The following is a 22,889-nucleotide window of genomic DNA, read 5'->3' as shown; positions in this document are numbered from 1 at the left end:
CGCCGCCGGTGATCGCACTAGGTTGCGGGGATGTTCGCACTTCCGCTGACCGACGACGCCGAGCTGCGGCAGCTGATGCCGTGGCACGCCGACGATTTCCTTGCCAACCTCGACCGGTGCCGGGAGCACATCGCCCCCTGGGTGGGCGCGTCCTTCGTGGCCACCGACGCCGAGTCCGCCCGCCGGGTCCTGCAGAACTACGCCGACCGGTGGGCCCGCGACGACGGCGGGATCTGGGGCATCTGGCAGCGCGGCACGCTGGTCGGCGGCGTCCTCTTCGTGTCGCTCAGCACCACCACGGGCGTCTGCGAGGCCGGCTGCTGGCTGGAGCGCGGCGCCGAGGGGCAGGGCCTGGTCACCCGCGCCGCCCGGGTGATCATCGACTGGGCGGTCCGGGAGCGGGGCATCCACCGCGTCGAGTGGGTGACCAAGGCCGGCAACGACCGCAGCATCGCGGTCGCCCGGCGGCTCGGCATGAGCCGCGACGGGGTGCTGCGCGGAGCCGCCCCGGCGCAGGAGGGCCGGGCCGACATGGAGGTCTGGTCGGTGCTGGCGCCGGAGTGGACCGCCTGACCGGTCCGCCGCGCGGCGGGAACTGTCGTACCCGGACGTCAACATGTGTCCATGGCTGCCCCCGCACTGGCCGACCGGTCCCCCCAGCCGCGCGCCCTGCCGCTGCGCGAGGTCCGCACCCGGCTCACCCAGCTCGTCTCCCTCGCCGAGCTGACCGACACCGTCACCGTCGTCACCCGCGACGGTGATCCGCGCCCGGTCGCCGCGATCGTGCCCGCCCCGGCGGCACGCACCGCGGCGCAGGCCCGGGCCGACGCCGAGCGGATCGCCGCGATCAGCGCCGGCTGGTCCCGCCGCCTGGAGGAGCTGCACCGGCAGAGCAGCCAGCGGCACGCCGCCGAGCTGCGCGCGCTCACCGACGCGCTCGCCGAGGCCTGGGCCGAGCTGGACCGCCGCGCCCCGGCCGGCGACCCGGCGCTCGCCCGGCTCCGCGCCGCCCACGCCGACCTGCTGCGCGGCTGACCGCGCGGCCTCCGGACCGGCTCGGGCCGGAGGCCGCGGGCGTACGTCAGTCCCGGCCGCGCTGCCGGCGGTAGCGGCGGATCAGCGCGGCGGTGGAGGAATCCACGTCGCCCAGGTCCGGCCCGGCCCCGGTGAGCTTCGGCGCGAGCTGGTTGGCCATCACCTTGCCCAGCTCCACGCCCCACTGGTCGAAGGCGTTGATGTCCCAGACGGCGGCCTCGGTGAACACGATGTGCTCGTAGAGGGCGACGAGCTGGCCCAGCGTCGCCGGGGTCAGCTTCGGCGCGATGATCGACGTGGTCGGGTGGTTGCCCGGCATCACCCGGTGCGGCACCACCTCGGGCGCCGTGCCCTCCGCCTCGACCTGCTCCCGGGTGCGCCCGAAGGCCAGCGCGGCGGTCTGCGCGAAGAAGTTCGACATGAACAGGTCGTGCATGTCGCCCAGGTCGTGGTTGGGCTGGCTGAACGCGATGAAGTCGGCCGGGATCAGCCGGGTGCCCTGGTGGATGAGCTGATAGAAGGCGTGCTGGCCGTTGGTGCCCGGCTCGCCCCAGAAGATCTCCCCGGTCGGGTACGTGACCGCCCGGCCGTCCCGCGTCACCGACTTGCCGTTGCTCTCCATGGTGAGCTGCTGCAGGTACGCCGGGAACCGGTGCAGGTACTGCGCGTACGGCAGCACGGCGTGGGTCTCGGCGCCCAGGAAGTCGGTGTACCAGACGTTGAGCAGGCCGAGCAGCGCCGGCACGTTCCGGGCCACCGGCGTGGTCCGGAAGTGCTCGTCCACCGCGTGGTAGCCGGAAAGCAGCTCCCGGAACCGGTCCGGCCCGATCGCCAGCAGCACCGACAGCCCGACCGCCGAGGGCAGCGAGTAGCGCCCGCCCACCCAGTCCCAGAAGCCGAACATGTTCTCCGGGTCGATGCCGAAGTCGCGGACCCGCTGCTCATTGGTGCTGACCGCGACGAAGTGCCGGGCCACGGCGCTGTCGTCGGCGTCCAGCCCGGCCAGCAACCAGCGCCGGGCCTGGTCGGCGTTGGCCAGCGTCTCCTGGGTGGAGAACGTCTTCGAGACCACGACGAACAGCGTGCTGGCCGGGTCCAGGTCGGTGGTCTTGTCGTGGATGTCGGTCGGGTCGATGTTGGACACGAACCGGCAGGAGATGCCCGGGTCCCGGTACGCCTTCAGCGCCTCGTACGCCATCACCGGCCCGAGATCCGAGCCGCCGATGCCGATGTTCACCACGGTGCTGATCCGCTCGCCGGTGTGGCCCCGCCAGGAGCCGGAGCGGACCCGCTCCGCGAAGGCGGACATCCGGTCCAGCACGGCGTGCACGTCGGCGACCACGTCCTGGCCGTCCACGGTGAGCGACGCGTCGCGGGGCAGCCGCAGCGCGGTGTGCAGCACGGCCCGGTCCTCGGTGGAGTTGATGTGCTCCCCGGCGAACATGGCGGCGATCCGGTCGGTCAGCCGGACCCGCTCGGCGAGCGCGGTCAGCAGGCTCAGCGTCTCGTCGGTGACCAGGTTCTTGCTGTAGTCCACGTGCAGGTCGGCGACGTCGCCGGTGAGCCGGTCACCCCGCTGCCCGTCCGCGTCGAACAGCTCCCGCAGGTGCGTGCCGCGCATCGCCTCGGCGTGCTTGCGTAGGGCCTGCCACTCGTCCGTGGTGGTGACGTCCACAGCCATCGGGTCGATCTTCTCCTTCACGACGGGTCTGCCGGCGGGCCGGCGTCGCCCCGCTGCCGGCGACCCCACCAGCCTGCCACCCGCGACGGGTACGCGCGACGCGACCCGACATCGCCCACCCTGTGGACCCGCCGCGCGCCGCCCCGGCGACGCGCTCTTGGGACACCTGTTCGACACGCCGAACACGGGGAGACACGCGCTCGTCGCGGATCGTAAGCTCCGAAAGCTGACCGTACCGGAGGAGGCCCCATGGCGACGGTGATCGGCCCCCGACCCCCGTCCGACGAGGACGAGACGGCGGAGGAGTCGCCCCTGCCGGAGCTGGCGGACGGCCACTGGATGAACCGGGCCACCGAGTTCGCGCACACCAGCTTCCGGGCGGTGGCCCGCCGGCTGCCCGCGCTGGTCCGCGAGGCCGTCGGCCTGGCCTGGGCGACCAGCCGCCGGGACACCATCGCCTCGATCGGGCTCAACATCGCCGCCGGGGTGCTCACCACGCTCGGCCTGCTCGCCACCACCGGGGTGCTCCGACAGCTCTTCGCCGCCGGCCCCACGCCCGACCGGATCCGCGCGGCGCTGCCCGCCCTGCTGCTCGCGGCCGCCGCGGTGACCGTGCGGGGCGCGTTGACCGTCGCCGCCGGCTGGGCGCAGGCCCGGCTCATCCCGCAGATCAACTACCAGGTGGAGCTGCGGCTCTTCGAGACCACCACGGCGGTCGAACTGGCTGCCTTCGACGACGCCGGCTTCGCCGAGGAGATGGACCGGGCCCGGGACCGCGGCATGGCCGAGGCGGCGTCGATCGTGGACCACACCGTCAACCTGGTCACCGGACTCGTGGGCGTGCTGGCCACCGCCGCCGCGGTGACGGTGATCCAGCCGGTGCTGCTGCCCTGCCTGCTGCTCGCTGCCGTGCCCGAGGCGGCCACCGCGGTGAAGATGGCCCGCCGGCAGTACCTCGCGCTGCTGGCCTGGATCACCCGGCGCCGCCGGATGTACCTGCTGGCCCGGTTGATGGCCGACCGGCACACCGCCGCCGAGATCCGCTCCTATCAGATGCGCGGCTTCCTGCTCGCCGAGTACCACCGGATGATGACCGTGGAGACCCGGGCCCAGCTGCGGCTGGCCCGCTCGCAGAGCGTCACCCGGGCGGTCGGCCTGTCGGTGACCGGGATCGCCGCGTTCGGCGTCTACGCCGTCCTCGGTGGCCTGCTGCTCGGCGGCGTGGTGGCGCTGGCCGCCGCGGCCACCGCGCTGCTCGCCCTCCAGTCCGCCCGGTCGAGCCTGCGCATGGCGGTGTTCGCCACCAACTCGCTCTACGAGGACGCGCTCTACTACCAGGACTACCGGGACTTCCTGGACCGGGCCCGGCACCGGGTGCCGGCCGGCGGCACGCGGCCGGTGGACGGCTTCGACCGGATCGACCTCGACCGGGTCAGCCTCCGCTACCCGGACACGGAGACCGCCGCCGTCGACGAGGTCAGCCTGACCATCCGGCGTGGCCAGGTGATCGCGCTGGTGGGGGAGAACGGCTCCGGCAAGACCACCCTGGCCAAGCTCATCGCCGGCCTCTACCGGCCCACCGCCGGGGTGATCCGCTGGGACGGGGTGGACACCGCGGAGCTGGATCCACGGCAGACCGCCGCCCAGGTGGCGGTGATGAGCCAGGACTGGTGGCGGTTCCCGTTCACCGCCCGGCAGAACATCCGGATCGGCCGGCACGACCGGGCCGGCGACGGGCTGGGGCCGAGCGTCGAGGACGCCGCCCGGGACGCCGCCGCGCATGACATGATCACCGAGCTGCCGTTCGGGTACGACACGCTGCTGGACCGCCAGTTCAAGGACGGCCAGGACCTCTCCGGCGGGCAGTGGCAGCGGCTGGTGGCCGCCCGCGGCCTCTACCGGGACGCCCGGCTGCTGATCTGCGACGAGCCCTCGGCGGCACTCGACGCGCGGGCCGAGCACGCCCTCTTCCAGCACCTGCGGCGGCACCCCGACCGGGCCGTGGTGCTGATCACCCACCGGCTGGCCAACGTCCGGCACGCCGACCGGATCCTCGTGCTGGACCACGGCCGGCTCATCCAGCAGGGCGGCCACGACGAGCTGATGGCCCAGGACGGCCTCTACCGGGAGCTGTTCGAGCTGCAGGCGGCCGGCTACCTGGCGCGGAGCGGAGAGGCCGGGGCCGACGCTTGACCTCCAGCGCGCTCAAACTCCTACGGTGACCGGACCGGCCGCCGCCCGGTCAGCGCGGCGTCACCCCAGGGAGCCCGTATGCGTTACCGCGTCCTCGGCGGCACCGGCATCCAGGTCAGCGTCCACTGTCTCGGCACCATGATGTTCGGCTCGGTCGGCAACCCCGACCACGACGACTGCGCCCGGATCATCCACACCGCCCTCGACCGGGGGATCAACTTCGTGGACACCGCCGACATGTACTCGGCGGGTGAGTCGGAGGTGATCGTCGGCAAGGCGCTGCGGGGCCGGCGGGACGACGTGGTCCTGGCCACCAAGGTGCACTTCCCGATGGGGGAGGGGCCCAACCGGGGCGGCAACTCGCGACGCTGGATCGTCCGCGAGGTGGAGGAGAGCCTGCGTCGCCTGGGCACCGACTGGATCGACCTCTACCAGGTGCACCGGCCCGACCACACCACCGACGTCGAGGAGACCCTCGGGGCGCTCACCGACCTGGTCCGGGCCGGCAAGATCCGGGCATTCGGCTGCTCCACCTTCCCGGCCGAGGAGATCGTCGAGGCGCACCACGTCGCGGAGCGGCGGGCGCTCGGCCGGTTCCGCACCGAGCAGCCGCCGTACTCGATCCTGGCCCGCGGCATCGAGAGCTCGGTCCTGCCGGTCTGCCAGCGCTACGGCATGGGCGTGCTGGTGTGGAGCCCGCTGGCCTCCGGTTTCCTCTCCGGACGCTACCGGCAGGGCCGCGCCGTCGACCTCACCGCCGGCCGGCCGGCGCTCACCCCGGCCCGGTTCGACCCGGCGCTGCCCGGCAACGCCGCCAAGTACGCCGCCGTCGAGGAGCTGGTCGCGCTCGCCGACGAGATCGGCTGCACGCTGCCCGAGTTGGCCGTCGCGTTCACCGTGGCGCACCCGGCGGTCACCTCGGCGATCATCGGGCCGCGCACCATGGACCAGTTGGAAGGGCTGCTCAAGGGGGCCGCGCTGGCGCTCGACGACGCCGTGCTGGACCGGATCGACGAGATCGTCCCGCCGGGCGTGAACCTCTACCAGCCGGACGGCGCCTGGTCCTCGCCGGTGCTCACCGACCCGGCCCGCCGCCGTCGGCCGCCGGCCGAGCGCGCCGCCGCCTGACCTCCGTCGGCGCCGCCGGGGTCGTCGGGCGGCGCCGGCGGCGGCCGGTGGGGCCGGGCGACTGGTTGCCGCCGGCCGTCGACCTCCGGCAGGATGCCCGGAATGGCCCGCCCGTCCGCCCGTCGCGCCACCGCCGTCGCGACCGTGCTCGCCCTCGCCGCCGCCGGCTGCTCCGGGCCGGACACCCCGCCGGCCGCCGCGCCGACGCCCAGCGGTGGGGTCACCGCCACGGCCGCTCCACCGGCCGGCCCGTCGCCCGTCCCGGCCGCCCGGGCCGGGCTCGGCGGCCGGCCGAGCCCGAGCGCCCGGCCGTGTGCGGTCTTCCCGGCGGACAACGTGTGGCACGCCGACGTCTCCCGGCTGCCCGTGCACCCGCGCTCCGCGGCGATGATCGGTGCGATCGGCGGCGGCGCGACGGTGCACGCCGACTTCGGCTCCGGCCGGTGGGAGGGCGCGCCGATCGGCATCCCGGTCACCGTCGTACCCGCCGGGCAGCGGCGGGTCCCGGTGACCTTCGGGTACGCCGAGGAAAGCGACCCGGGGCCGTACCCGGTGCCGCCGGACGCGGCGGTCGAGGGGGGACCGGACGGCACCGGCGACCGGCACGTGATCGTCTGGGACCGGGCGGCCTGCCGGGCGTACGAGCTGTTCGACGCGCACCGGGCCGGCGCCGGCTGGCGGGCCGGCTCGGGAGCGGTCTTCGACCTGCGGTCGAACCGGCTGCGCCGGGCGGGGTGGACCTCGGCCGACGCGGCCGGGCTGTCCATCCTGGCGGGGCTGGTCCGCTACGACGAGGTGGCCGCCGGCCGGATCGACCACGCCCTCCGGGTGACCGTGCCGCGCACCCGCACCGGCTGGACCTGGCCGGCCACCCACTCCGCCTCGTCGGCCACCGACCCGGCGCTGCCGCAGCTCGGCCAGCGGCTGCGGCTCAAGCGCTCGGTGGACCTGTCCCGGCTGCCCCGGCAGGCCCGGATCGTCGCCGAGGCGATGCAGCGGCACGGGCTGATCGTCGCCGACCACGGCTCGGCCTGGTTCGTCTCCGGCGCGCCCGACCCACGCTGGGACAACGACGCCCTCCACGCCCTCGGCGGCCTGCGCGGCAGCGACTTCGAGGTGGTGGACGCCGTCGGGCTGATGGTGAGCCCCGGCTCGGGCGCCACCCGCTGATATCCGTCGACGGTCGCCGGCCGGTGGGCCACACTGTCCGGGTGGATCATCGTGACCTGGTCCGGGTGAGCAAGCGGATGTCCCTGGCGCTGCGTCACCGCCCCGAGCGGTTCCGGCTGGCGCTCGACCGGGCCGGCTGGGTGCCGGTCGAGGACCTGCTCGCCGCGCTGGGGATCAGCCGCGCCGACCTGGACGCCGTGGTGGCCGGCAACGACAAGCAGCGCTTCGCCGTGGAACGCGGCCCCGACGGGGTCGACCGGATCCGGGCCAGCCAGGGCCACTCCGTCCCCGTCGACCTCGGCCTGACCCCGGCCACCCCGCCCGACCGGCTCTTCCACGGCACCAGCGAGGCGGTGCTCCCCGCGATCCGGGTCGAGGGGCTGCGCCGGGGCCGCCGGCACCACGTGCACCTCTCCCCGGACGTGGAGACCGCCCACCGGGTGGGCACCCGCCGCGGCGGCGCCGTGGTGATCCTCACCGTCGACGCCGCCGCCATGGCCGGCAACGGGTTCGTCTTCTACCGCAGCGCCAACGGCGTCTGGCTCACCGACACGGTCCCACCCGCCTACCTCACCCGCTGACCCGCACCGGGTCAGTGCGCGGTGACCGGGTGGTGGACGACGCCGTCGAACAGGTAGGCGAGGGTGTTGGCGGCGGCGCGGTCGGGTTGGGTGGCGCCGGTGCTGTCGGTGGCGCGGGCGCGGAGCATGAAGCGGCCGGGCGTCGGGGGGCGCCAGCGCGCCGTCCAGCGCTGCCAGGCCCCGCCGCGGTCGGCGGCGACCAGGTCGGCCGGGCGCCAGCCGTCGCCGGTGTCGACCTCGACCCGCTCGATCGGGCCGTTGCCCGACCAGGACCGGCCGTGCAGCAGCACCTCGGCGCCGGCCGGGATCCGGGCGTCCCAGGGCAGCTCGAACGCGCTCTTCACCGACTGCGCGCCCAGCACCGTGCCCTCGGCCGGGTGCCCCGGGCCGAACATCCGGTAGAACCGGGTGTTCCACGGGGAGAACAGGGGGGTGGTGGAGACCTCGACCGGGCCCACCCACTTGATCGAGGAGATGCCGATCCAGCCGGGCACCACCACGCGGACCGGGAAGCCGTGGTCGGCGGGGAGCGGCTCGCCGTTCATCTCGTACGCCAGCAGCACGTCGTCGAGGGCCTTGCCGACCGGCAGCGGGCGGCGCACGCGGCCCAGGTTGATCCCGCCGGTCACGTAGTCCGGGTCCAGCCCCTCGGGCATCACGTCGACCGCGTCGTCCCGCAGCCCGGCGAGGCGCAGCACGGTGCCCAGCCGGACGCCCCGCCAGCGGGCCACGCCGACACCGCCCAGCCCCCAGGCCACCCCCGGCGCCGGCTCGCCCTGCTGCTCGGCGAAGTACCGCCGGCCGTTGCCGGCGCACTCCAGCAGGGCGCTGCTCTCCTCGGCGGGCAGCCGGCGCAGGTCGTCGAGGCTGAACTCGACCGGGGCGTCCCGGGTGGGGGCGTCCCGCAGCCCGGTGCCGAACAGGCGCAGCCGCCAGGTGTCGGCGTCCAGCCTGGGCGTCACGGTGTGGTTGCGGACGAAGAACCGGTCGTTCGGCACCACGTACCCCTGCCCGGCCAGCGCCGCCCAGTGCATCTCGGCGTTGGTGTCCAGCGGGCGCAGCAGCTCCGGCGGCAGCGGCTTGGCGATCGGCGTGCCCGGGTCGACGCCGACCGGCGCCGACGCCACCGCGACCGGCTCGCGCTCGGCCGCCGCGGCGGTCAGGGCGGCCATGGCCGACCCCAGCTCCAGCAACCGGTCGCGGTCGACGCCCGCGCCGCGGGCCTCCCCGGCGAGCCACTGTCGGCTCCGGCGGGTGTCGTGGTCGGCTTCGGCGTGGGACACGGGTGACCTCCGGAGGCTCGGCGACGCTGCCTTTCCTATTCAATCAATAGGAGTTTTCGCCGCGTCGCCTGAGGTCCGGGTCAGGTCACCCACCGCGGAGCGGGCTGAGCGGGTGCCGGCCGGTCAGCCGGCGAGGAAGTCGGCGAGCACCCGGGTGTGCGTGGAGAAGGCCAGCTCGACCGGCTCGGTGAGGACCAGCCACTCGGTGGCCTCCTCGGTCGGCGCCGACGGGGGCAGGTCACCGACCGGCCGCTCGGGCAGCACGCCGAAGACCATCATGGTGCCGCCGGCCGGCGCCCCGTGCACCGCGAACAGCCGCGCCTCGTCGGCCTCGGCCAGCAGGCCGGTCTCCTCTCGCAGCTCGCGGACCAGCGCCTCGGACCACTCCTCGCCGTACTCGATGAAGCCGCCCGGAAGGGCGAGCTGGCCGCGGGCCGGCTCGATGTCCCGGCGGACCACCACCACGCCGAGGCCGTCCGGGGTGCGGACCGGCAGCACGGCCACCGCGACGGGCAGCGGGTTGCGCCACACCGTCTGCCCGCAGGCCAGGCAGACGCGTGGCCACCCGGCCTCCGCCGGATAGGCCGCGCCACAGAACGAGCAGTGCGCGTACGGTGCGGCGGTCACGCCGTTGCACGTTACCCGCCTCGTCGGCGACAGGCGCCCTCACCCGTGGGGGCGGGGTGTCTCCGGGTGCAGCACCTGCTCCGCAATGCGGCGGACATCCGCCGCCGTCATCCCGGTCCGCTGCGCCACCGCGAGCGGGTGGTCGGTCGGCTCCACCTCCACCAGCGGCTTCCGGCCGACCGGCTGGGTGTGCACATGTGTCTTGAGCTCCAGCGTGCTCCGGCCGTAGACCGGCAGCTCGGTCGACAGCCAGCCGAAGTAGGGCGGCTCCGACTCCCGGCCCGGGCGCTCCCACAGCTCGACCGTCCGGCCGAAGTTCGCCGCGCTGAGCGACACCCAGACGCCCCAGGAGAAGTTGCCCTCGGCGTCGCGCAGCGGGATGTCGATGGTGCCCTGGACGAAGAAGTGCTCGCCGTGGATGACGCACAGGTCCGGGGTCAGCTCGCTGCCGTCCGTCGCCGCCACCTCGTCGGACCAGTAGGCCGGGGCGTGGGTGCGGTAGGACAGGGGCAGGTCGTCGTGGCGCGCGCCGCAGGTGCCGCAGGTGTGACCGGGGGAGTCGTGCACCCGCGTGAATCTAGCCGAGGAGACCGGCGGCGTCGGCGCGGAGGGCGGCGCGGGCGTCCATCAGGGCGAAGCCGAGCAGGTTCGCGCCCCGCCACCGCGCCGGGTCCGCAGCGCGCGGGTCGTCGGCGGCCAGCCCGATGCCCCAGACCCGGTCCACCGGGCTTGCCTCGACCAGCACCCGCTCGCCGGTGCCGAGCAGGAACCGGCCCAGGTCCTCGTGCTGGCCGAACTTGGCCACGCTGCCGGCCACCACGATGTCGTAGCGGTGCGCCGCCCAGGTCGCCTCGTCGAAGCCGCGGACCTGCCGGCCGAGCGCCTTGGCCCGGTGCGGGTGCGCGGCTTCGAGGACCCGTCCGGCAATCCCGTCGTCGCCGAAGAGGGTGGCCTTGTGCCACATCATCCAGTGCTCGGCGGTGGCGTACGTACGACCGTCCACCGTGAACGGCGCGGGCCACCACTGGCTCAGGCAGCCGGCGCCGACGCTGCCGTCCCGCTGCGGGCGGTGCCCCCAGAAGTGCAGGTATTTCACCGGCGTTCCCGCGTGGACGGCGGCGGTCAGCTCGGCGACGGACCGGATCGGCATGATCGACAGTCTGCCGGAGGGCACCGACAGCGCGCTGCCGCATTACCCTGTGACCTCGAGCCCGGCTCAGCGGTCGTCGCCGCTGCCACCCAGCACGCCACGGCCCTGGCGGCTGGCCAGCTTGGCCAGGTTGGCCGTCGCGATGTCGTCCAGCGACAGGTCGAGGTAGTCGGCTAGCACCGCCACGTACCAGAGCACGTCACCGAGTTCCTTGGCGATGTCGGCCCGGTCGATCCGCGACTCGTCGCTGTCGCGGTCGCGGACCCACTTCTTGAACTTCTCGGCGATCTCACCCGATTCGCCGACCAGCCCGAGCACCAGGTGGAGCAGCTCGTTCCTCTTGTCTCGTGGAGCGGCGGTACGGAGGGCGCCACGCTGATACTCATCCAGGTCCATCACGGGCCAGTATGGTCGCATTCCCCCCGGGCCGGAATCCCCTCGCGGTGCCCGCGCCGCCGCCGGTAGCCTGCCCCGACCCGATGCGGACGGAGGAGACGGTGGAGACCATCACGTTGTGGCGGCCGACCGGGCCTGAGGAGCTGGCCCTCGTCGAGGCGTCCGGCTGGCGCGCGTGGCCGCCCCGCCTCCCGGACCAGCCGATCTTCTATCCGGTGCTCACCGAGGAGTACGCCGTCCGGATCGCCCGGGACTGGAACGTCCCGGCCTCCGGCGCCGGCTACGTGACCCGGTTCGCGGTGCGCCGCGACTTCGCCGACCGCTACCCGGTCCGCCAGGTCGGCGGCCGGGAGATCCGCGAACTCTGGATCCCCGCCGAGGACGTGCCCCTCCTCAACGCCCACCTCGTCGGCCGCATCGAACTCGTGCACGAGTTCCACCCCGCCTGACCTCGCGATCGTGCCCGTGCCGCACCGGCGACCCGGGCACGGTCGGCGAGACCAGATCAGGTGGTGGGGGCGCCGGTGTAGAAGGCGGTGACCCGTTCGCCGGCGGCGCGGGCCTCGTCGGCCGGGGTGCCGGCGGCGATGCTCGCCTCGGTCCAGCGGTCGCTGGCCTCCGCCATGAACCGGCGGCCCTCGTCCGAGCCCATCCAGGCGACGGCCTCGTCCGGGGTGATCCCGGAGCCGTCAGCCGCGAGGTGGGAGGCCAGACCGAGCAGCGCCCCGTCCCATCCGACGCCGACCGCGCCGGGCCCGTACTCGGCCCACCGCTCGTCGTCGACGTGCGCGACGTGCTCCAGCTCGAACCGGGTACGTCCGGCGCCGGCCTCGGTGAGCCGCACCTCGATCCAGCTCACCTCGCCGCCGAACTCCCAGGTCGCGGCGAAGCTGTGCGGCGGGTCGCAGCGCTCGACCGTGCCCTCGGCATTGCCCTCCAGTTGGTAGCGGCCGCCGACCTTCAGCTCGCCGGAGATCGGCAGGAACCAGCGGGGGATCCGCTCGGCGCTGGTGCAGGCGTCCCAGACGTCCTCCACCGGCGCGTCGTACGTCTGGCTGACGGTCATCACCCGCGCCTGGCCGGCGGGGAGCGTACGGCTGCCCAATCGGCGCTCGACGGCGCTGATCTGCCCGATTACGTCGATCATGATGTGGTCCTCTCGTCGGATTCGCCCTCGCGCAGCCGCCGTTCCCGCCGGCCCCGGGCCAGTTCGGTGGCGAGCGCCGCCAGCGGCGGCGTCCAGAACCGGCGGAAGCCCGCCAGCCACTCGTCCATCTCGCGCAGCGGGCCCGGGTCCACCGCGTAGAGGCGGCGGGTGCCCTGGGCGCGCACGGTCGCGAAGCCGTGCTCCCGCAGCACCTTGAGGTGTTGCGACACGGCGGGCTGGCTGATGCCGAACTCCCGCTGCACGGTCGCGCCGAGCGTGCCGGCCGGCTGCTCACCCTCGGCGAGCAGCTCCAGGATCCGGCGACGGACCGGGTCCCCGAGGACGTCGAAGGCGTGCACGTCTTCTTTCTATCAGATCGGGCTTATATAAGCGAGCGCTGTAATTCGGCAGGTCGCCGCGGCGGGTGAGAGGAGGGCGGGGCGCGCCGGGCGCCCCGCCCTCATCCGGTCAGCCGCCCAGGCGGGCGGCGACGGTGCTGCGCAGCTCCGGGAGGCGGTCGTGCAGCAGGCCGGGGCACTGAGTCGAGTTGAAGTCCTTGTGTCCGTAGATCTCCGTCGGCGGGATGCCGTACTGCTGGCAGGTGAAGGCGCAGAACCACACCAGGCTGTTCCAGAGCGCCTGCGGGGGCTGCACGTCGAGATAGATGCCGTCGTTCTCGATGCCGATGGCCTGGCTGTTCTGCCCGACGCAGTGGGCGCCCTGCACCATGGTCTGCCCGTGCAGCAGCCCGTACAGGCTGCCGTGCCGCCCCTCGGTGAGGTGGCCGCCCCGGCTGTTGGTGAAGTGCTGCCCGGAGTCGAGCCAGCCGTTGGTGTCCATGTGCAGGTTCTGGATGTCGCGCGAGTTCCGGTAGGCCTGCGCGAGGCTGTAGTCGGTGGTGTTCGGGAACGCGGTGTGATGGATGATGATCTTGTTGGGCCGGTTCTGCACCACGCTCACCGCGGAGGACGGCGGGCGGGCGCCCCAGGTCGCGCAGTTGGCGATGGTCGGCTGGTCGATCCGGGTGGCGACGGCCCGGGCGTCGCGGCCGGCGCCGAACTGGGTGATGGCGGTGGCGCCGGCGGCGGCGCCGAGCAGGACCGCGCCGCGCAGCACGGCCCGCCGGGGAACGGGAACGGACATCGGGGCCTCCTCGTCGGGGGACGGACGCCGCCGGTGGCGGGTCGCGGCGCGGCGTCGGACACGCCGAGCCGGACCGCCCGCCCGCCACCGGAGCTGGTCAGCAGGGTCCGTTGCAGGCCAGCACCTTGAGCCGGTCCAGGGTGCCGTTCCAGACGTTCTGGTCACCCGGGAAGACGCCCGAGGAGGCCCACTGCCAGAAGGAGTACGTCCCCCAGCCGGCCGGCAGGGTGCCCACGCTGCTGGAGTAGCGCGCGATCCACAGCGGGTTGTTCGCGGCGAACTGCGAGGTGTTGCCCGTGCAGGTGGTCCACCAGTCGGTGGTGGTGTAGATGGTGGCCCACCGGCCGGTCCGCGCGTGGTACTGGTTGACGAACGAGGCGATCCAGCTGCGCATCGAGGCCTGGCTCAAGCCGTAGCAGGTGGCGCCGTACGGGTTGTACTCGATGTCGAGCGCGCCGGGCAGCGTCTTGCCGTCCTTGGACCAGCCGCCGCCGTGGTCGACGAAGTAGTTGGCCTGGGTGGCGCCGCTCGTGGTGTCCGGCCGGGCGAAGTGGTACGACCCACGGATCATCCCGACGTTGTAGGACCCGTTGTACTGCTGGGCGAAGTACGGGTTCGTGTAGTACGTGCCCTCGGTCGCCTTCACGTACGCGAACCGCGCGCCGTTGTTCCAGGCGGCGGACCAGTTCACGTTGCCCTGGTGGCTGGAGACGTCCATGCCGGGCAGGCCGGCCGGCGCGGCGCTGGCGGGTGTCGCGCCGACGACGGCCGAGGCGGCCAGGGTGACGGTGGCGAGCAGGGCCGTGGCGGCCGCACGCAGCGCCGATCGAACGGGACGGTTCATGCTTCCTCCCTGGGGGTTACCGCTTGTGGCGGCGGGACGAAAGGAACTGTCAGTATTAGGTCACACGGCGAAGAATTCCTGCAATAGATACATGGAAGATTCTCGTTGTATGCGAACAGGACGGTGGGTGCGGCCCGGTGACGGGGCGTCGGCTCAGCCCAGGCGGCGGAGGAAGGCCCGGACCTGCTCGCGGGCCCGGTCGGTGAGCTCGGGACCGTGGGTGAAGGCGGCCACGTCGTAGTCCAGCTCGCCCAGCACGTGCGCGGTCCGCTGGGTCATCCGGAAGTCGGTGCAGAACGACCGCACCGGCCAGCGCACGCCGGCCACGTTGAACAGCGCGTCCCCGGTGACCAGCACCCGCGTCGGCTCGTGCAGCAGCGACACGTGCCCCGGGGAATGGCCCGGGGTGTGCACCACCCGCAGGCCGCCGCCGACCGGGAGCACGTCGCCGTCGGCCAGCGGCCGGGCCACCGCGACCGCCGGGAACCGGCCGCCCACCAGGCGGGTGAGGAAACGCCCGGCCGTGTTTCCGCCGCCCTGCGGCGGCACCCGGCCGGACTCGGCGTACGGCATGTCGGCCCGATGCGCGGCCACCGGTGCGCCGGTGCGCCCGGCCAGCTCCGCGGCCCCGCCGGCGTGGTCCGCGTGCGCGTGGGTCAGCACGATCCGGGTCACGTCGGCGGGGGTCTTGCCGATGGCCGCCAGCCCGCGCACGATGCGGGCCGGGGCGCGTCGCACCCCGCAATCGACCAGCGTGACCGAGCCGTCGTCATCGACGAAGGCGTAGGAGTTGACCATGGCGCGACCGACGGTGGGGATGCGCCAGACGCCGGGGGCGAGCGGAACCGCCGCGGTTCGTGCCATGCCCCGAGTGTCGGGCGTTGGCGACGGTCGATCAACACCTGGATCCGGGAAATCCGTCGGGCCGGCGTGTCGATCCGCGGGGCCCCGGTTCGTGTGGAGGGTGGAGGGGCCGGGAGAGACCGGCCGCCGGACGAGGAGGCAGCCCGTGAAGCAGTACCTGATCAGCCTTTACCAGCCGGCCGGTGACCAGCCGCCGGCCCCGGAGTTCCTCGCCGACGTCATGCGCAAGGTCGACGCGATCGGTCGGGAGCTGAGGGAGTCCGGATCCTGGGTCTTCGGCAACGGCCTGCACGCGCCCGAGACTGCCACCGTGCTGCGCCCGAAGGGCGACGAGGTGCTCGTCACCGACGGCCCGTACGTCGAGGGCAAGGAGTACCTGGGCGGCTTCACCGTCATCACCGCGCCCGACCTCGACGCCGCGCTCGACTGGGGCCGCCGTTACGCCCTGGCCACCACCCTGCCGGTGGAGGTGCGCCCGTTCCAGGGCGAGGGATGACCGGCCCCACCGACGTCGAACGGGTCTTCCGCGCGGAGTACGGCCGCGCCGTCGCCGTCCTCGTGCGCATGGTCGGCGACATCGACCTCGCCGAGGAGGCGGTCCAGGAGGCGTTCGCCATCGCGGTCGACCGGTGGGCCGTCGACGGGCCACCGCCCAGCCCGGCCGGCTGGATCATCACCACGGCCCGGAACCGGGCGATCGACCGGCGGCGCCGCGAGGCGTCCCGCGCCGACCGGCACGCCCAGGCCGCCCTGCTGTACGCCCCCGAGCCGCCCGCCGAGGAGGGGCCCGTGCGCGACGACCGCCTCCGCCTGATCTTCACCTGCTGCCACCCGGCGCTCGCCGTCCCGGCCCGGGTCGCGCTGACCCTGCGTCTGCTCGGCGGGCTGAGCACCGCCGAGATCGCCCGGGCCTTCCTGGTGCCGGAGCCGACCATGGCGCAGCGGCTCGTCCGGGCCAAGGCGAAGATCCGCGACGCCGGCATCCCGTACCGGGTGCCCCGGGACGCCGACCTGCCGGACCGGCTGAGCGGCGTACTGGCCGTGGTCTACTTGATCTTCACCGAAGGGCACACCGCCAGCGCGGGGGAGCGGCTGGTCCGGGACGAGCTGTGCACCGAGGCGATCCGGCTGGGGCGGCTGCTGGCTGAGCTCATGCCGGACGAGCCGGAGGTGCTCGGGCTGCTCGCGCTCATGCTGCTCACCGACGCGCGGCGGGGCGCCCGGACCGGGCCGGACGGCGCGCTGGTGCCGCTCGGTGCGCAGGACCGCAGTCGGTGGGACCGGGCGCTGATCGCCGAGGGGCAGGCCGTCGTGCGGCGCTGCCTGCGGCGGAACCGGCCCGGCCCGTACCAGATCCAGGCCGCGATCAACGCGGTGCACAGCGACGCGGCCACCGCCGCGGCCACCGACTGGCGCCAGATCCTCGCCCTCTACGACCAGCTCCTGGCGCACGCGCCCGGGCCGGTGGTGGCGCTGCACCGGGCCGTCGCGCTGGCCGAGGTGGCCGGCCCGGCCGCGGCGCTCGCCGAGGTCGACCGGCTCGACCTGGCCGGTTACCACGTCCTGCACGCGGTCCGCGCCGACCTGCTGCGCCGCCTCGACCGGCCCGCCGAGGCGGCGGCCGCGTACGGCGCGGCGATCGCGCGCACCGACAACGCCGCCGAACGGGAGTTCCTCCGCCGCTCCCGCGACCTGCTGAGGAGTGACGCGTGAGCGCACCGGAGATCCTGGTCGACGGGCTCGCCTTCGGCGAGTCGCCCCGCTGGCACGACGGGCGGCTGTGGCTGGCCGACTGGGGCGCCGGGGAGGTGCTCACCGTCGACGCGACGGGCCGGACCGAGGTGGTCGCCCGGGTCGACGGGCTGCCGATCTGCTTCGACTGGCTGCCGGACGGGCGGCTGCTGGTGGTGGTCGGCAGCGCCGGGCGGCTGCTGTGCCGGGAACCCGACGGCACGCTGCGCACCCACGCCGACCTGGCCGCGCTCGTGCCGCACGCGTGGAACGAGGTGGTGACCGACGCGCGGGGCAACGCGTACGTCAACACCATCGGCTTCGACTTCCCCGGCGGGGACTTCCGGCCGGGCGCGGTGGCCCTGGTCGCGCCGGACGGTGGTGCTCGGCTGGTCGCCGGCGACCTGGCCTTCCCCAACGGCATGGCGCTCGCCCCGGACGGGCGCACCCTGATCGTCGCCGAGTCCTACGCCGGCCGGCTCACCGCCTACGACGTGGCCGCCGACGGGACGCTCGGCGGCCGGCGGGTCTGGGCGGCGGTGCCGGGCTCCGCGCCGGACGGCATCTGCCTCGACGCCACCGGGGCCGTCTGGTACGGCGACGTGCCGAACCGGTGCGCCGTTCGGGTCGCCGAGGGCGGGCGGGTGCTCGACCGGATCGAGCTGGACCGGGGCTGCTTCGCCTGCGCGCTCGGCGGCCCGGACGGGGACACCCTCCACCTCGTCACGACACAGTGGAGCCCGGCCGCGCTCTCCGGCGGGCCGCGCACCGGCCAGGTCCGCACCCTGCGGGCGCCCGCCCCGGCCGCCGGCTGAGCAGGGCCGACCCTGCACGGCGGGTGCAACTCGTCGCGCGTGCCGGAATCGTGATCCCGTCGATATCACCACGGCCCACGCGAGGCATTGACGAACCCTCGCCGAAAAGTACACTCCCGGTGTAATAAGTTTCCCGCTTCGCCCGAGCCGCACCGCGCACCCCCACGCCGCGTCCTCTCCCGAGGTGAAGATGAGCCCACCCCCCACCCCCGCGGACGGCGTCGACCTGGCGCTGCACGGTGTCGGCGTCCGGTTCGGCGGGCTGGTCGCCCTCGACGACGTCTCTCTGCGGGTCCCGCCCGGCCGGATCGTCGGCGTAATCGGCCCCAACGGCGCCGGGAAGACCACCCTGTTCAACGTGGTCTGCGGCTTCGTCCCGCCGACCAGCGGATCGCTCACCCTGGACGGCCGGCCGTTCCGGCCCCGCCCGCACCGCCTCACCCGGCTCGGCATCGCCCGCACGCTCCAGGGCGTCGGCCTCTTCCCCGGGCTCACCGTGCTGGAGAACGTGGTGGCCGGCGCCAGCCACGCGGCCCGGGCCGGCTTCGCCACCGCCCTGTTCGGCCTGCCGCGCAGCGACCGCGACGAACGGCGGCTGCGCCGGGAGGCCCGCGACCTGCTCGCCGAACTGGGCGTCGCGGCGCACGCCGACGCCGCCCCGACCACATTGCCGTACGCGGTGCGCAAGCGGGTCGCCCTGGCCCGCGCCCTGATCGCCCGGCCCCGGCTGCTGCTGCTCGACGAGCCGGCCGGCGGGCTGGGCGCCGACGACGTCGCCGAGCTGGCCGAGCTGGTCCGCACGCTGCCCGAGCGGGCCGGCGGCGCCTGCTCGGTGATGCTCGTCGAGCACCACATGGACCTGGTCATGGCCGTCTGCCAGGAGCTTGTGGTGCTCGACTTCGGCCGGGTCATCGCCGCCGGCACCCCGGACGAGGTCCGCGACGACCCGCTGGTCACCGAGGCCTACCTCGGCGCCGACGTGCCGGCCGAGGCGGCGGGGGCGGGCTCGTGACCGGGGTGCTGGAGGTCGAGGCGGTCAGCGCCGGCTACGGACCGGTGCCGGTGCTGCGGGACGTGACGTTCGCGGTGCCCGCCGGGACCATCGCCGCCGTGCTCGGCGCCAACGGGGCCGGCAAGACGACGTTGCTGCGTACCCTGTCGGGTCTGCTGCGGCCCACCGGCGGCCGCGTCCGCTTCGACGGGGCCGACCTGCGCGGCGTCCGCGTCGAACGGCTGGTCCGGCGCGGCCTGGCGCACGTCCCCGAGGGCCGGGGCGTCGTCGCCGAGCTGACCGTGGAGGAGAACCTGCGCCTCGGCGGGCTGTGGCGCAGCGACCGGGCCGACGCCCGCCGCGCCCAGGACGAGGTCTACGAGCTGTTCCCGGCCCTGGCCCGCCGGCGGCGGCACGCCGGGCACCAGCTCTCCGGCGGCGAACGGCAGATGCTCGCGCTCGGCCGGGCGCTGATCGCCCGGCCCCGGCTGCTGCTGCTCGACGAGCCGTCGCTCGGCCTGGCCCCCAAGGTCACCGCCCAGATCATGGCGCTGCTGCGGCGGCTCTGCGACGAGCGGGGGCTGACCGTCCTGCTGGTCGAGCAGAACGTGCGCAGCGCCCTCTCCGTCGCCGACCAGGGCGTGGTGATGTCGCTCGGCCGGGTGGTGACCGCCGCGCCAGCGGGACGGCTGCGCGACGACGATCAGCTCCGGCACGCGTACCTCGGGTTCTGACGGCCCGGCGAGCAGGAAGGATCCGCGATTGGACCGGTTCTTGTTCCTCACCTTCGGCGGGCTGTCCACCGGCGCGGTCTACGCCGCGTTCGCCCTGGCCCTGGTGCTCATCTGGCGGGCCGCCCGGGTGGTCAACTTCGCCCAGGGCGCGATGGCCGTGGCCACCGCCTACGTCGGCTACGCGGTGGCTTCCGCGACCGGCTCCTACTGGGTGGGCCTGGGCGCCGCCGTCCTCGCCGGCCTGCTGCTGGGCGCACTTGTCGAACGGGTGCTCATGCGCTTCGTCGGGCACGCCAACCCGCTCAACGAGGTGATCGTCGCGCTCGGCCTGGTGCTGCTCATCCAGGCGGTGCTCGGCATGGTCTTCGGCAACGGCTACCGGCCGGCCGCCGCCCCGTTCGACACCGACGCGCTCACTCTCGGCGGGGTCGCCGCGCTGTCCCCGTACGACCTGTGGGTGCTCGGCGCGGTGCTGGTGGTCGTGGTGCTGCTGGCGCTGCTGTTCACCCGCACGCCGATCGGCCTGCGGATGCGGGCCGCCGCGTTCGCCCCCGAGGTGTCCCGGCTGCTCGGCGTCGACGTGAGCCGGATGCTCACGCTCGGCTGGGCGCTCGCCGCCGCGGTCGGCGCGCTCGCCGGGATGCTGGTCGTGCCCACCGGGCTGGGGCTGCACCCGCACGCCATGGACCTGGTGTTCGTCGTGGCGTTCACCGCCGCCGTGGTCGGCGGCCTGGACAGCCCGGCCGGTGCGGTGGTCGGCGGCCTGCTGGTCGGCCTGATCCTCTCGTACGTCACCGGCTACCTGGGCCCGGACACCACCCCGCTGGCCGTCCTGGTCCTGCTGCTGGCCGTCCTCCTGGTCCGCCCCGGCGGGCTCTTCTCCAGCGCGAGAGCGAGGCACGTGTGACCGCCACCCGCCCCTCCGCCCGGTCCGGGGTGGACCGGCCCGCCGGTCCGTCGCCGCTGCGCCGGCTGCTGCCCGGCGCGCCCGCCGCCGCCGGCCCGCGCGGGTCGACCCTGCTGCGCCACCTGGCCGGGGCGGTGCTCGCCGGCACGCTGGTCGTGCTGCTCACCAACCAGCTCGCGCCCTACCAGAACCTCCAGGTGGCCCGGGTCTGCGCGTTCCTCTGCGTCACCGCCGGCTACACCGTGCTGGTCGGGCTCAACGGCCAGCTCTCCCTGGGGCACGGGGCGCTCATGGCCACCGGCGCCTACACCGTGGCGCTGGTGCAGCGGGCGTTCGATGCCCGCGGGGTGCAGGGGCGGTGGATCCTGCCGTTGTCCCTGCTGGCCGCCGTGGCGGCGACCGCGCTGGCCGGGCTGGTCATCGGGCTGGCGGCGGCCCGGCTGCGCGGGCCGTACCTGGCCGGCGTGACCCTCGCGGTGGCGACGCTGGTGCCGGCCGTCAGCACGATCTTCACCGGGGTGTTCAACGGCGAGCAGGGGCTGCGCTTCCCCGCCGAGACCCCGCCGGCGGCCCTCGGCGCCTACTTCCAGCCGGAACGGTGGCTGGCCTGGATCGCGCTGATCGCCGCGCTGCTGACCGTGCTGCTCCTGGCCAACCTCGTGCGCAGCCGGTTCGGCCGGTCGCTGCGCGCGGTACGGGACGACGAGGTGGCCGCCCGGCTCGCAGGCATCCACGTCGCCCGCACCCAGGTGCTCGCCTTCGTGGTCAGCGCCGGCTGCGCCGGCCTCGGCGGCGGGGTGTACGCGGTGCTCACCGCCACCGTCGCGCCCGGCAAGTTCCCCCTGGAGCTGTCGCTGTTCCTGCTCATGGCGATCGTGATCGGCGGGCTGGGCAGCCTCGCCGGCGCGGTCTGGGGCGCGGTGCTGCTGGTCGCGCTCCAGGACCTGCCGGGCCTGCTCACCGAGACCTTCAGCCTGCCGGCCGGCCTGGCCCAGCGGCTGGAGGGCAACCTCGCGCTGGCCGTGTTCGGCCTCATCCTCATCGTCGTCATGCTCGCCGCCCCGGGCGGGCTGCACGGCGCCGCCCGCACCCTCGCCGCCCGGCTCCGCGCCCGCCGCCGCGCCCCGGAGCACTGACCACCCCGGTTCCACCCACCCGTTCGCACCGCCGCACCGGAATGGAGAACCATGCGTCCCACCACCCGCCGCATACTCGCGGCCGCCACCGGCCTCGCCCTGCTGGCCGCCGTGCCGGCCTGCGCCGACGACGCGAAGCAGGCCGCCGAGAACGTCCCCGGCGTCACCGACACCGAGATCGTCATCGGCACCCACCAGCCGCTCACCGGCCCCGCCGCGCCCGGCTACTCGAAGATCTCCGCCGCCACGAAGGCGTACTTCGAGCACGTCAACAGCAAGGGCGGGGTGAACGGGCGCAAGATCGTCTACAAGGTCATGGACGACGGCTACAACCCGGCCAACACCGAGAACGTGGTCCGCAAGCTGGTGCTCGACGACAAGGTCTTCGCGCTCCTCGGCGGGCTGGGCACCCCCACCCACACCAACGTGCTGGAGTTCGTCAAGACGCAGAAGGTGCCCGACCTCTTCGTCTCCTCCGGCAGCCGCAACTGGAACCAGCCCGACAAGTACCCGACCACGTTCGGCTGGCAGCCCGACTACACCGTCGAGGGCAAGATCCTGGCCACCTGGGTGAAGCAGCAGTTCCCCGGCGCCAAGGTCTGCCACTTCGGGCAGAACGACGACTTCGGCCGGGACTCCCTGGCCGGGGTCGAGAAGGTCCTCGGCGCGGTGGCGGCGAAGCAGACGTACACCACCACCAACCAGCAGGTCGGGCCGGCGATCGGCGCGCTCAAGGCGGCCGGCTGCCAGGTGGTGATCTCGGCGAGCATCCCGGGCTTCACGGCGCTGGCCATGGGCCAGGCCGCCGGGCAGGGGTTCCGGGCGCAGTGGGTGGTGTCCAACGTGGGCGCCGACTACACCACGCTCTCCAACCAGCTCGGCGACAAGAAGGTGATCCTCGAGGGCATGGTCGCCGACAACTACCTGCCCATGGTGGGTGACACGGCGAACCCGTGGATCCAGGAGTTCACCAAGATCCACCAGAAGTACAACTCGGCCAACCCCGTCGACGGCAACGCGATCTACGGCTACTCGATGGCGTACACCTTCGTGCAGGCGCTGCTCGCCGCCGGCAAGGACCCGACCCGGGAGAAGCTGGTCGAGGCCGTGCAGAAGGGCGGCTTCCGCGGGCCGGGTCTCACCCCGTTCCGGTACAGCGACGACGTGCACGCCGGCTACAGCGGCGTGCGCCTGAACAAGGTCCAGAACGGCGCGCAGGCGTACTTCGGCCCCACGTACAGGTCTTCGACAACGATGCTGCCGTGTTCGTGTGCCAGCCTGGTGGTGAGCTTGTGCAGCCCGTCGCGGCGCAGGTTCGCGACTCGAGCGTGGG

General features: G+C 74.2%; 26 protein-coding genes. 15 read left to right on the top strand and 11 right to left on the bottom strand.

Translation table 11 applies throughout. From position 1 onward, the window contains the following. Nucleotides 1–30 precede the first annotated feature (30 nt). Together ABZV78_RS07860 and ABZV78_RS07855 are read left to right on the top strand one after the other, a co-directional pair. Nucleotides 31–573, top strand: a complete 543-nt coding sequence (locus ABZV78_RS07860; RefSeq protein WP_355636382.1) for a GNAT family protein — start codon at nucleotides 31–33, stop codon at nucleotides 571–573. Nucleotides 574–624: 51 nt separating this feature from the next. Then, entirely contained in the window at nucleotides 625–1,035 is a 411-nt protein-coding gene (locus tag ABZV78_RS07855) for a type II toxin-antitoxin system Phd/YefM family antitoxin (protein ID WP_355636380.1), read from the top strand. A gap of 46 nt (nucleotides 1,036–1,081) precedes the next feature. Here ABZV78_RS07855 and pgi read toward each other — a convergent pair whose 3' ends face one another. Next, the gene (gene pgi / locus ABZV78_RS07850) at nucleotides 1,082–2,716 is read right to left on the bottom strand and encodes a glucose-6-phosphate isomerase (protein ID WP_355636491.1); all 1,635 of its coding nucleotides are present in this window, start codon (nucleotides 2,714–2,716) and stop codon (nucleotides 1,082–1,084) included. A gap of 249 nt (nucleotides 2,717–2,965) precedes the next feature. Here pgi and ABZV78_RS07845 point away from each other — a divergent pair, with 249 nt between their 5' ends. The 4 genes from ABZV78_RS07845 (at nucleotide 2,966) to ABZV78_RS07830 (ending at nucleotide 7,788) form a co-directional block, all read left to right on the top strand. After that, nucleotides 2,966–4,909, top strand: a complete 1,944-nt coding sequence (locus ABZV78_RS07845) for an ABC transporter ATP-binding protein (RefSeq protein WP_355636378.1) — start codon at nucleotides 2,966–2,968, stop codon at nucleotides 4,907–4,909. Between the two features lie 78 nt (nucleotides 4,910–4,987). Continuing rightward, nucleotides 4,988–6,037 (top strand): aldo/keto reductase, encoded by a 1,050-nt coding sequence (locus ABZV78_RS07840; RefSeq protein WP_355636376.1) that lies wholly within the window; start codon nucleotides 4,988–4,990, stop codon nucleotides 6,035–6,037. Between the two features lie 102 nt (nucleotides 6,038–6,139). Then, a complete protein-coding gene (locus ABZV78_RS07835; RefSeq protein ID WP_355636374.1) occupies nucleotides 6,140–7,207 on the top strand; it encodes a hypothetical protein in 1,068 nt (355 codons plus the stop codon). A gap of 41 nt (nucleotides 7,208–7,248) precedes the next feature. Further along, nucleotides 7,249–7,788: an RNA 2'-phosphotransferase gene (locus tag ABZV78_RS07830; RefSeq protein ID WP_355636373.1), complete on the top strand. Its 540-nt coding sequence runs from the start codon at nucleotides 7,249–7,251 to the stop codon at nucleotides 7,786–7,788. Nucleotides 7,789–7,799: 11 nt separating this feature from the next. Here the strand turns inward: ABZV78_RS07830 and ABZV78_RS07825 are convergent, their stop codons facing one another. The 5 genes from ABZV78_RS07825 to ABZV78_RS07805 form a co-directional block, all read right to left on the bottom strand. After that, on the bottom strand, nucleotides 7,800–9,071 hold the full coding sequence (locus ABZV78_RS07825) for a sulfite oxidase (protein WP_355636371.1): 1,272 nt from the start codon (nucleotides 9,069–9,071) through the stop codon (nucleotides 7,800–7,802). A 123-nt stretch (nucleotides 9,072–9,194) separates the two neighbouring features. Then, on the bottom strand, nucleotides 9,195–9,698 hold the full coding sequence (locus tag ABZV78_RS07820; RefSeq protein WP_355636369.1) for an NUDIX domain-containing protein: 504 nt from the start codon (nucleotides 9,696–9,698) through the stop codon (nucleotides 9,195–9,197). 39 nt (nucleotides 9,699–9,737) lie between these two features. After that, nucleotides 9,738–10,265 carry a DUF2199 domain-containing protein gene (locus tag ABZV78_RS07815; RefSeq protein WP_355636367.1) on the bottom strand — a complete coding sequence of 176 codons (528 nt, stop codon included), beginning with the start codon at nucleotides 10,263–10,265 and terminating at the stop codon, nucleotides 9,738–9,740. A 10-nt stretch (nucleotides 10,266–10,275) separates the two neighbouring features. Beyond that, complete coding sequence (locus tag ABZV78_RS07810) at nucleotides 10,276–10,848, bottom strand: NADAR family protein (protein ID WP_355636365.1); 573 nt, start codon at nucleotides 10,846–10,848, stop codon at nucleotides 10,276–10,278. Between the two features lie 66 nt (nucleotides 10,849–10,914). Beyond that, complete coding sequence (locus ABZV78_RS07805) at nucleotides 10,915–11,244, bottom strand: nucleoside triphosphate pyrophosphohydrolase family protein (protein WP_355636363.1); 330 nt, start codon at nucleotides 11,242–11,244, stop codon at nucleotides 10,915–10,917. An 83-nt stretch (nucleotides 11,245–11,327) separates the two neighbouring features. Between ABZV78_RS07805 and ABZV78_RS07800 the strand changes: the two genes are divergently transcribed. Continuing rightward, nucleotides 11,328–11,693, top strand: coding sequence for an ADP-ribosylation/crystallin J1 (locus tag ABZV78_RS07800; RefSeq protein WP_355636362.1), 366 nt, complete (start codon nucleotides 11,328–11,330; stop codon nucleotides 11,691–11,693). 56 nt (nucleotides 11,694–11,749) lie between these two features. On the opposite strand, the gene ABZV78_RS07795 is transcribed toward ABZV78_RS07800, so the two are convergent. From ABZV78_RS07795 to ABZV78_RS07775, 5 genes are all read right to left on the bottom strand, one after another. Continuing rightward, nucleotides 11,750–12,391 (bottom strand): SRPBCC family protein, encoded by a 642-nt coding sequence (locus tag ABZV78_RS07795; RefSeq protein WP_355636360.1) that lies wholly within the window; start codon nucleotides 12,389–12,391, stop codon nucleotides 11,750–11,752. Then, complete coding sequence (locus tag ABZV78_RS07790; protein ID WP_355636358.1) at nucleotides 12,388–12,750, bottom strand: metalloregulator ArsR/SmtB family transcription factor; 363 nt, start codon at nucleotides 12,748–12,750, stop codon at nucleotides 12,388–12,390. Before ABZV78_RS07790 ends, ABZV78_RS07795 begins: the two co-directional genes overlap by 4 nt. A 109-nt stretch (nucleotides 12,751–12,859) precedes the next feature. Beyond that, nucleotides 12,860–13,534, bottom strand: coding sequence for a peptidoglycan recognition family protein (locus ABZV78_RS07785; protein WP_355636356.1), 675 nt, complete (start codon nucleotides 13,532–13,534; stop codon nucleotides 12,860–12,862). 97 nt (nucleotides 13,535–13,631) lie between these two features. Further along, nucleotides 13,632–14,378, bottom strand: a complete 747-nt coding sequence (locus ABZV78_RS07780; protein ID WP_355636354.1) for a lysozyme — start codon at nucleotides 14,376–14,378, stop codon at nucleotides 13,632–13,634. Nucleotides 14,379–14,531: 153 nt separating this feature from the next. Further along, nucleotides 14,532–15,242, bottom strand: coding sequence for an MBL fold metallo-hydrolase (locus ABZV78_RS07775; protein WP_355636352.1), 711 nt, complete (start codon nucleotides 15,240–15,242; stop codon nucleotides 14,532–14,534). A 145-nt stretch (nucleotides 15,243–15,387) separates the two neighbouring features. On the opposite strand from ABZV78_RS07775, the gene ABZV78_RS07770 reads away from it, so the two are divergent. From ABZV78_RS07770 to ABZV78_RS07735, 8 genes are all read left to right on the top strand, one after another. Beyond that, nucleotides 15,388–15,738, top strand: coding sequence for a YciI family protein (locus ABZV78_RS07770; protein ID WP_355636350.1), 351 nt, complete (start codon nucleotides 15,388–15,390; stop codon nucleotides 15,736–15,738). Further along, nucleotides 15,735–16,955 (top strand): sigma-70 family RNA polymerase sigma factor, encoded by a 1,221-nt coding sequence (locus ABZV78_RS07765; protein WP_355636348.1) that lies wholly within the window; start codon nucleotides 15,735–15,737, stop codon nucleotides 16,953–16,955. The genes ABZV78_RS07770 and ABZV78_RS07765 overlap by 4 nt, the downstream gene beginning before the upstream one ends. Next, nucleotides 16,952–17,788: an SMP-30/gluconolactonase/LRE family protein gene (locus ABZV78_RS07760; protein ID WP_355636346.1), complete on the top strand. Its 837-nt coding sequence runs from the start codon at nucleotides 16,952–16,954 to the stop codon at nucleotides 17,786–17,788. Before ABZV78_RS07765 ends, ABZV78_RS07760 begins: the two co-directional genes overlap by 4 nt. 190 nt (nucleotides 17,789–17,978) lie before the next feature. Beyond that, nucleotides 17,979–18,800 carry an ABC transporter ATP-binding protein gene (locus ABZV78_RS07755; protein WP_355636344.1) on the top strand — a complete coding sequence of 274 codons (822 nt, stop codon included), beginning with the start codon at nucleotides 17,979–17,981 and terminating at the stop codon, nucleotides 18,798–18,800. Further along, nucleotides 18,797–19,513, top strand: coding sequence for an ABC transporter ATP-binding protein (locus ABZV78_RS07750; RefSeq protein WP_355636343.1), 717 nt, complete (start codon nucleotides 18,797–18,799; stop codon nucleotides 19,511–19,513). The genes ABZV78_RS07755 and ABZV78_RS07750 overlap by 4 nt, the downstream gene beginning before the upstream one ends. A gap of 28 nt (nucleotides 19,514–19,541) precedes the next feature. Further along, on the top strand, nucleotides 19,542–20,420 hold the full coding sequence (locus tag ABZV78_RS07745; RefSeq protein ID WP_091258987.1) for a branched-chain amino acid ABC transporter permease: 879 nt from the start codon (nucleotides 19,542–19,544) through the stop codon (nucleotides 20,418–20,420). Continuing rightward, nucleotides 20,417–21,556, top strand: coding sequence for a branched-chain amino acid ABC transporter permease (locus tag ABZV78_RS07740; RefSeq protein WP_355636342.1), 1,140 nt, complete (start codon nucleotides 20,417–20,419; stop codon nucleotides 21,554–21,556). Before ABZV78_RS07745 ends, ABZV78_RS07740 begins: the two co-directional genes overlap by 4 nt. Nucleotides 21,557–21,607: 51 nt before the next feature. Further along, nucleotides 21,608–22,889, top strand: a 1,282-nt coding sequence (locus ABZV78_RS07735) for an ABC transporter substrate-binding protein (protein WP_355636340.1), incomplete at its 3' end; no start/stop codon positions are given.

Source organism: Micromonospora sp. NPDC004540 (genome assembly GCF_040610095.1).
Taxonomy (GTDB): domain Bacteria; phylum Actinomycetota; class Actinomycetes; order Mycobacteriales; family Micromonosporaceae; genus Micromonospora.
The sequence above is the reverse complement of the archived record's forward strand: the minus strand, read 5'-3'. Positions and strand labels throughout refer to the sequence as shown.